A 1300-nucleotide genomic window follows, 5' to 3' on the forward strand; every position below is an offset into this window, starting at 1 on the left:
CCCGCCGGCGTTTGCCGCGGGCGGGACTGTCACCGCAGGAAACTCCTGCTTCGACGCCGACGGGGCTGCCGCCGTCGTCATCACCTCAGTGAAGGGCGCCCGTGAGCTGGGGGCCGCGGACGGGCTCCTGGTACGCGGGACGGATACGGCGGGCGTGGACCCGCAGCTGCTGGGCATCGGGGCGGCGGCCGCGGCCGAACGCCTGCTGGAACGCAGTGGTCTCACTGCCGCGGAACTGGGGCTGGTCGAGTTCAATGAGGCCTTCGCCTCCCAGACCATTGCGTGCCTGGACCAGCTCGGCATCGCACCGGAACGCGCCAACCTCGACGGCGGTGCCCTGGCCCTGGGGCATGCCTACGGTGCGTCGGGCGCCGTGCTCATCACGCGGCTCCTGGCACAGGCGCGCCGCAGCCCGGTCGAAGGACAACTGGCGCTGGCCCTGATCAGCATCGCCGGCGGCATGGGCACCGCCGCACTGCTGGAGTACCGGACTTTGTCCTAGCTGCCTCCTCCCGGCACCGGCGGGCATGCCCAGCCCCGGGCTCAGCCGGTGGACTTCGTGGGATTATGTCCAGTGGCCAGAATCAGGGGAGGGCATGTCCCGCGGCGGGGCAGCGGGTTATCCGCGGTCCTCGGCCTCGCCCAGGCCGCGCGCGGCGAGGGCATCTCCGGTCTGCCTGGCGAAGGCCACAGTGCTGATGAAGACCGGGAGGATGAGGGCCCGGGGGTTGCGCTCCAGCCCGCGGGCCCGGGCGGAATCGCGGACATCGCTGTACGCGCCGGCGATAAACGGGATGCTGCGCAGCATAATGGCGATGGTCAGCGCGAAGCGTTCCGGATCCGCGCCGAAGCGCTGGAACGGCCTCGCAAGGGACGCCACGCCGTCCAGCAGCCGCTGCACCGGCGTGGTGGCAGTGAGGATCGACGCCGCCACAATACAGACCAGCACGTTGAGCACAATCCGTGCCGCGGTCGGGCCGCCAAGCTGCCACCACTGGAACAGCCCGATCGCCGCCAAGACCGGAACGACCGGCCGGACCGCCCGCCAGAGCCGCGGCAGCCCCGCCCCACTGACCAGGAAGAGGCCGCACATCACGGCCAAAGCAGCGGCGGCTGCGGCCCAGTCCACCAGCAGGAACGATGCCATGCCGCAACCCACCACCAGGAGGAATTTCAGCGACAGCGGCGCGCGGTGCACCAGGGAGTTTCCGGGCGCATAGTTGGCCAACAGGAATCCGTGGCCACTCACCGCTGCCCCAGACGCGGATCCTCCAGCCGCGGACCCTCACCGCGCGGCAGG

1 protein-coding gene and 1 pseudogene are annotated in these 1300 nt (G+C 71.0%); one reads left to right on the forward strand and one right to left on the reverse strand.

Going from position 1 to position 1300, the window contains the following annotated elements:
* Window positions 1-502, forward strand: a pseudogene (locus tag K789_RS0104225) (acetyl-CoA C-acyltransferase); the annotation flags it as partial.
* A 117-nt stretch (window positions 503-619) separates the two neighbouring features.
* Here the strand turns inward: K789_RS0104225 and K789_RS0104230 are convergent.
* Window positions 620-1249, reverse strand: coding sequence for an energy-coupling factor transporter transmembrane component T family protein (locus K789_RS0104230; protein WP_024365666.1), 630 nt, complete (start codon window positions 1247-1249; stop codon window positions 620-622).
* Window positions 1250-1300 lie beyond the last annotated feature (51 nt).

Origin of the sequence: Arthrobacter sp. TB 26, assembly GCF_000427315.1 — a bacterium.
Taxonomy (GTDB): domain Bacteria; phylum Actinomycetota; class Actinomycetes; order Actinomycetales; family Micrococcaceae; genus Arthrobacter.